Source organism: Streptomyces anandii JCM 4720 (assembly GCF_014650655.1).
Lineage (GTDB): Bacteria > Actinomycetota > Actinomycetes > Streptomycetales > Streptomycetaceae > Streptomyces > Streptomyces anandii.
Genome location: NZ_BMVJ01000043.1, coordinates 13,119 through 19,975, shown reverse-complemented (window position 1 = coordinate 19,975; position 6,857 = coordinate 13,119). Strand labels below are relative to the sequence as shown.

Genomic DNA, 6,857 nt, shown 5'->3' with positions numbered 1-6,857 from the left:
CGTCGACTGGGCCGCGTACTTCTCCGGCACCGGCGCCCAGCGCGTCGACCTGCCCACCTACGCCTTCCAGCACGAGCGTTACTGGATCGACGTTCCGCTGACCGCGGGGGACGTCACCTCCGCCGGTCTCGGCGCGGCGGACCATCCGCTGCTGGGCGCGGCCGTGGAACTGCCCGAGCAGGGCGGGTACGTCTTCACCGGGCGGCTCTCCCTGCACACGCACCCCTGGCTGGGCGATCACGCGGTCGCCGGGACGGTGATCCTCCCGGGCACGGCCTTCGTCGAACTCGCCCTCCGTGCGGGCGAGCAGGCCGGCTGCGACCGGGTCGAGGAGCTGACCCTCGAGGCACCGTTGCCGCTGCCCGAGCGGGGTGCCGTGGTGCTGCGGCTGTCGGTCGGCGAGGCGGACGACTCCGGTCGCCGTTCCGTCACCCTTCACTCGCGGCCGGAGGATGCCGTCGACGAGCCGTGGCTGCGGCACGCCTCCGGTGTGCTCGCCACCGCTGAGCCGACAGCCACTCAAGAGCCGCTTCCGGAGCCGGACTTGGCCGTATGGCCACCGGCCGACGCGACCGCGCTGGACGTCGGGGATCTGTACGAGAGCTTCGCCATGGCGGGCTTCGGGTACGGCCCGGCCTTCCAGGGGCTGCGGGCGGCCTGGCGGCGCGGCGACGAGATCTTCGCCGAACTGGCCCTGCCGGAGGACCAGCACCAGGATGCCGCGCGGTTCGGACTGCACCCGGCCCTGCTCGACTCGGCCCTGCACGGGCTGGCCCTGGGCGGGTTCACCGGGTCCGCCGACGACGGCGGACCCGGCCGGTTGCGCCTGCCCTTCTCGTGGAGCGGGGTCACCCTGCACGCGGTCGGCGCCTCCGCCCTCCGCGTACGGATCGCCCCCGCCGGACCGGCGGATCCCACCGGGCCGGCCGATGCCACCGGGCCGGCCGATCTTGCCGCCCCCGCCGGGAACGGTGCGGTCTCCCTACGGGCGGCCGACGAGACGGGCGTGCTCGTCGCCTCGGTGGAGGGGCTGACCCTGCGCACCGTGGATCCGGCCCGGCTCCCGGCGGCCGGAGGGGGCGGGTTCCACGACTCGCTCTTCCGCGTGGACTGGACGAAGGCACCGGCCTCCGTCACCAGCCCGGACGGGGTCGGCCGGTGGGCCGTCGTCGGCGCCGACCACCTCAAACTGGCGGCCGCGCTCGAAGCGTCCGGGGTGTCCGTGGACAGCTACGCCGATCTCGGGGCGCTCGCGGGGGTCGTGGCGGCGGGCAAACCCGCGCCGGAACTCGTCCTCGTACCCCGTGGGCCCGAGGCCGCGGCCTCCGTCGGCGACGATCTCGCCGGCGCGGTCCGGCAGGCCACCCATGAAACCCTGCGTCTGGTGCAGTCGTGGCTCGCGGACGAGACGTTCCAGGAGACCCGGCTGGCGTTCGTGACCCGGGGTGCGGTAGCGGCCCCGGCGGGCGACGGCACGCCCTGCGATCCGGCCCAGGCGGCCCTGTGGGGCCTGCTGCGCTCGGCGCAGACGGAGAACCCGGGCCGCTTCCTGCTCGTGGACATCGACGAGCACGACTCGTCGTTCGGTGCGCTGCCCGGGGCGGCGGCCTGCGGCGAGGAACAGCTGGCCGTCCGGGAGGGCACGCTGTACGCACCGCGCCTCGCCCGGCTGCCCAAGGCGGCGGAGACGGCCGCCGCCCCCTTCGACCCGACGGGCACGGTGCTCGTCACCGGCGGCACCGGCGCCCTCGGTGCCCTGCTCGCCCGGCACCTGGTCGCCGAGCGGAGTGTGCGGCACCTGCTGCTCACCAGCCGGCGCGGGATGCGGGCCGAGGGGGCGGCCGAACTGGTCGCCGAGCTGACCGGTCTCGGAGCGGACGTCCGCGTGGCCGAGTGCGACGTGTCCGACCGGGCGGGCGTGAACGCCCTGCTCGCGGGTGTCCCGGACGCGCATCCGCTGACCGCGGTCGTCCACACTGCGGGCGTACTGGACGACGGGCTCGTCCCCTCGCTCACGCCTGAGCGTGTCGACACCGTGTTCCGGCCGAAGGCGGACGCGGCGCTCCACCTGCACGAGGCGACCCGTCACCTCGACCTGGCCGCCTTCGTGCTGTTCTCCTCGGCCGCCGGTACCTTCGGCACCCCCGGCCAGGCGAACTACGCCGCGGCCAACGCCTTCCTGGACGCGCTCGCCCGGCACCGCCGCGCCGAGGGCCTGCCCGCGGTGTCGATCGCCTGGGGACTGTGGGAGCAGCGCAGCGCCATGACGGGGGAGCTGAGCGAGGCGGACCTGCGGCGCATGGCCCGCTCCGGTGTGCTGCCGCTGTCGTCCCGCCGGGGCCTGGAACTCTTCGACACGGCCTGCCGTGCCGACGCCGGCGCCGAGGCCGACCCGTCGCAGGCCGCACTGGTGGCGGTCGGCCTGGACACCGGGGCCCTGAGCGCCCAGGCCGCGGCCGGGACGCTGCCCGCGCTGCTGCGTGGTCTGGTGCGGGGTGTGCCGCGCCGCGCCGTGCGGACCGCGGGGGCCGCCGATCCGGGGGTCCCGGCCGAGCTGCTGCGGCGGCTGGCCGCGATGACCGGGCCGGAACAGGAGCGGGCGCTGCTGGACGTGGTGCGCGCCCAGGTGGCCGTCGTACTTGGGTACGCCGCGCCCGAGGAGGTCGGCGCCGCCCGGGAGTTCCTGGAGCTGGGCGTCGACTCGCTGACCGCCGTCGAACTGCGCAACCGGCTGGTCGCGGCCACCGGGCTGCGGCTCCCGCCGACCCTGCTGTTCGACCACCCCACGCCCGAACTCGCCGCCCGCCACCTGCGCGCCGCGCTGGCCGCCGGCACGGGCGGCCAGGGAGCGGCCGCGGAGGGAACGTCCGGTACAGCAGTGGCCGGGGAGGGCACCTCCGGTGCGGAAGCGGTCGCCGTCCCGGACTCCCCGGCGCCGGGAACCGACTCGCCGGCCGGCGGGATGTTCGGCCAGATGCTGCACCGTGCCGCCGAACTCGGCGCGTCCGGCGAGTTCATGGGCCTGCTCATGGAGGCCTCGCGGTACCGGCCCTCGTTCGCCTCCGCCGCCGAACTGCGCACGGCGCCGCGCATGGTGCGCCTCGCGCAGGGCGATGACGAGCCGGCCCTGGTGTGCTTCTCCTCGATCCTGTCGATCTCCGGACCGCACCAGTACGCCCGTTTCGCCGCCGCCTTCCGCGGTCGCCGCGACCTGTGGGCGCTGGCCGCGCCCGGCTTCCTCGCCGGGGAGCAGGTGCCGGCCGGTACCGAGGCGGTGATCGAGGCACAGGCGGAGGCGGTGCTGCGGCAGGCCGGCGGCAGGCCCGTCGTGCTGCTCGGGCACTCCTCGGGCGGCATGCTCGCCCACGCGGTCGCCGAGCGCTTGGAGAGCGCCGGGAACGGTCCGCGCGCGGTGGTGCTGATCGACATCTACTCGCACGACGACGACGCCATCGTCGGCATCCAGCCGGGCCTGTCCTCGGGCATGAACGAGCGGCAGGAGAGCTATGTGCCGGTGGACGACAACCGGCTGCTCGCGATGGGCGCCTACTTCCGGCTGTTCGGCGGCTGGAAGCCGCGGCCCGTCGAGGCCCCCACGCTGCTCGTGCGGGCCGGTGAGCGTCTCTTCGACTGGACGCGCGACGCGGGGAGCGGGAACGGCGACGGCGACTGGCGGTCGTACTGGGACCTGGAGCACACCGCCGTGGACGTGCCCGGCAACCACTTCACGATGATGGAGCAGCACGCCGACGCCACGGCACACGCGGTGGACGACTGGCTGACCGGGCTGCGGTAGCGGCCCGCGCGGGACACAAAGGGCCGGCCCCCACCGAGACGGTGGGGGCCGGCCCTTTGCCGACGCGCTCCGAGCCCCGTACGAACGGTCCGGCCCGGCGCGACCCGGCTCAGCTCACGAGGACCTCCGCGGCGGCCGCGACCGCTTGGGCAGTCCCACCGTCACGACCTCGAAGTTGTCCTTGGTGCGGTCGAGCCGGTGGAAGAGGTTGTCCGGGCCCGTCACGCACACCCTGGACACGTCCTCCCGCTTCAGTGTGTCCACCACGGCGGGCCAGTCGACCGGGCGGTCGAAGGTGTCCAGCATCATCGTGCGCATCTCCCCGGCCGAGTTGACGACCGTGCCGTCCTGGTCGGTGACCACGGGCAGTTTCGGGTCGTTGAACTCGTAGCGGGGGAAGACCTCTTCCTCGGCCCGGCGGCGCAGAGAAGAGAAGGCCGGGGCGTGCACGGGCGGGCGCATGGTGTACATGGAGTAGCCGCCGGCCTTGCTGATGCGCTCCTTGAGCCCGTCCAGCTCACGCTCGCGCAGCGACAGCATGGTGAAGCCGTCGTCGAGGTGGCCGGAGAACTCGTACCACTCGCCCCGCTCGTCGAAGTCGGCCAGGATCGCGGCGAGTCGCTCCTCGGGAGTGCGGACGAAGGAGTGGGTGACCACGTCCGTGTACTCCTTGCCGAAGAAGTCCTCCTCCAGCCGGGCGAGTTCGGCGGTGAGCCGGACGACGTCGGCGAAGGGGAGCGAGCCGGTGTAGGCGGCAGCCGCCTTCTGCCCGAAGCTCGGGCCCGTGCAGATGTCGGGGACGATTCCCAGGGTCTGCTCGGCCCGGTCGGCCATCGCCATGGAATTGACGAGAAAGGCCACCTGGCTGAATTCGGAGTAGTCGTCCGTCTGTTCACGGAAGTTGTCGAAGACCGACGTGCCGAGGGCCTCGTCGGCCTCGGCCAGCCGGGCCCGCGCATACGGGTCCAGAAGCAGGAACTTGCCCACCTCGGCAAAGCGGGAGGGTCCCATTCCGGGAAACACGATCGCGGTTTTCGTCGTCATGGTGGGATGAACGCCCTTTGCTGCTCGGTGTCGTGCTGTTCGGCCGCGGGACTAGTCCTGCGCCCGGCGGTGGAATCCGCGGATGCCGATGAATCCGTAGACCACGCAGCCCGCGGCGATGGCGCCGATGCAGATGGGCAGCGGAATCGAGTGCGGACCGCCGGACGGCAGCAGCAGGCCGCGCATCGCCTCGCTGACGTAGGTCAGCGGATTGAGGGTGCACAGGATCTGGAACCAGCGGATGTGGGACAGGCTCGCCCACGGGAACTGGGTGGCCCCGGTGAACATGATCGGGGTCAGCGTCATGGCGAAGACGATGCTGATGTGCCGGGCCGGGGCCAGCGTGCCCAGGGTCAGGCCGACCGTGCCGCCGACCAGTCCGCCCAGGGTGAGGATGCCGAGGGTGGCCGGCAGGGTGTGCAGTGGCCATGAGACGTGGTCGAGCAGGGCGAGGCCGATCGGGATCATCACCAGCGAGCCGATCAGACCCCGGATCGCGCCGAACAGGACCTTCTCGATCGCCACCAGCACCACCGGGATCGGCGCCAGCAGTCGGTCCTCGATCTCCTTGGTGTAGGAGAAGTCGATGGCCAGCGGGAGCGCGGTGTTCTGCAGGCTCACCAGGAAGCTGTTGAGCGCGACCACGCCGGGCAGCAGCACCTGCTCGAAACCTGGCGTGGTGTAGCCGAGGTTGCCGAGCACCTTGCCGAACACGAACAGGATGAAGAACGGCTCCACGAGGACCTGGCCGAGGAACGGCGCGATCTCGCGGCCGGTGACGAAGATGTCCCGCCACAGGATGAAATAGAAGGTGCGCCAGCGGGTGGCGCGCCGACGGTGGCGGCCGCCGCGGCCGGTGCGCCCGGAGGGCTGCGGCTGCTGCTGGGGTTCCGGCTGCGGCTTCGGTGCCTCGAGGGCGGGGAGCTCCTTGGTCCCGGGAGCGTTGTCGCCGGTGGGGGTGGACGTGGCGGCGGTGGTCATCGCAGCTCCCTGCCGGTCAGCTCGACGAAGACGTCCTCGAGGGTGGAGTTGCCGACGCTCATGTCCTTGACCTCGCAGCCGGCATCGGCGAGGGCGCGGATCACGGTCGGGAGGATCACCGAGGACGCCGCGTCGCTGTAGACCTTCAGGCGTACGTCCTTCGGGCTCGGGCCGAGGCCGAGGTCCGCGTCCGGGGCGAGGTCGTCGCCGTCCCCGTCCTGGTGCAGCACCTCCACGCCGGCCACGGAGTCGATCCGCTTCAGCATCCCCAGCACCTGCTCTACGCCGGCGGGCGGCGGGGCCACCGAGACGGAGACGGAGGTGTTGCTCAGCGTCTCCATCAGGGCCTGCGGGGTGTCCAGGGCGAGGAGCTTGCCGTGGTCGACGATGCCGACGCGGTCGCACAGCTTCTCGGCCTCGTCCATGTTGTGGGTCGTGATCACCACGGTCACGCCCCGGCCGCTGAGTTCGGCCACCCGCTCGTGCACGAACAGCTGCGACTGCGGGTCGAGTCCGGTCGCCGGCTCGTCGAGGAACAGCACCCGCGGCCGGTGCATCAGCGCCCGCGCGATCATCACGCGCTGGGCCTGGCCGCCGGACACCTCGTCGGCGCGCGCGCCCCCGTGGTCGGTCAGCCCGACGAACTCCAGGCTCTCGTCGGCCAGCCGGTTGCGCTCGGACCGCGGCAGCCCGTGGTAGCCGGCGTGGAAGACGAGGTTCTGACGGATGGTCAGGGAGCGGTCGAGGTTGTTGCGCTGCGGCACGACCGCGAACGACTGGCGCGCCAGCGCCGGCTTGGCGACCACGTCAACGCCCATCACGAAGGCGCGTCCCCCGGTCGGGGCCACCCGCGTGGTGAGAATGCCGATGGTGGTGGTCTTGCCCGCTCCGTTGGGGCCGAGGAATCCGAAGACCTCCCCGTGGTTCACGCTGAAGCTGAGGTTGTCGACGGCGAATTGTTCGCGGTCGGGGTATTTCTTGACCAGTCCGTCGACGACGACGGCGGAATCCGCGGCACGTGGTGTATTCATGAAAC

The 6,857-nt window shown here is 72.6% G+C and carries 4 protein-coding genes; 1 reads left to right on the top strand and 3 read right to left on the bottom strand.

Annotated elements, in window-relative coordinates; all coding sequences use genetic code 11:
* On the top strand, positions 1-3,796 hold a 3,796-nt coding region (locus IE249_RS34845), incomplete at its 5' end, for a type I polyketide synthase (RefSeq protein ID WP_189711426.1).
* Between the two features lie 114 nt (positions 3,797-3,910).
* On the opposite strand, the gene IE249_RS34840 is transcribed toward IE249_RS34845, so the two are convergent.
* Genes IE249_RS34840 through IE249_RS34830 form a run of 3 tightly spaced genes read right to left on the bottom strand, consistent with a single transcriptional unit; the run spans position 3,911 to position 6,852 of the window.
* Positions 3,911-4,840 carry an ACP S-malonyltransferase gene (locus IE249_RS34840; RefSeq protein WP_189711424.1) on the bottom strand — a complete coding sequence of 310 codons (930 nt, stop codon included), beginning with the start codon at positions 4,838-4,840 and terminating at the stop codon, positions 3,911-3,913.
* A 51-nt stretch (positions 4,841-4,891) separates the two neighbouring features.
* Positions 4,892-5,821, bottom strand: a complete 930-nt coding sequence (locus IE249_RS34835) for an ABC transporter permease (RefSeq protein WP_189711422.1) — start codon at positions 5,819-5,821, stop codon at positions 4,892-4,894.
* Positions 5,818-6,852: an ABC transporter ATP-binding protein gene (locus IE249_RS34830; RefSeq protein ID WP_189711420.1), complete on the bottom strand. Its 1,035-nt coding sequence runs from the start codon at positions 6,850-6,852 to the stop codon at positions 5,818-5,820. Before IE249_RS34830 ends, IE249_RS34835 begins: the two co-directional genes overlap by 4 nt.
* Positions 6,853-6,857: the final 5 nt, after the last annotated feature.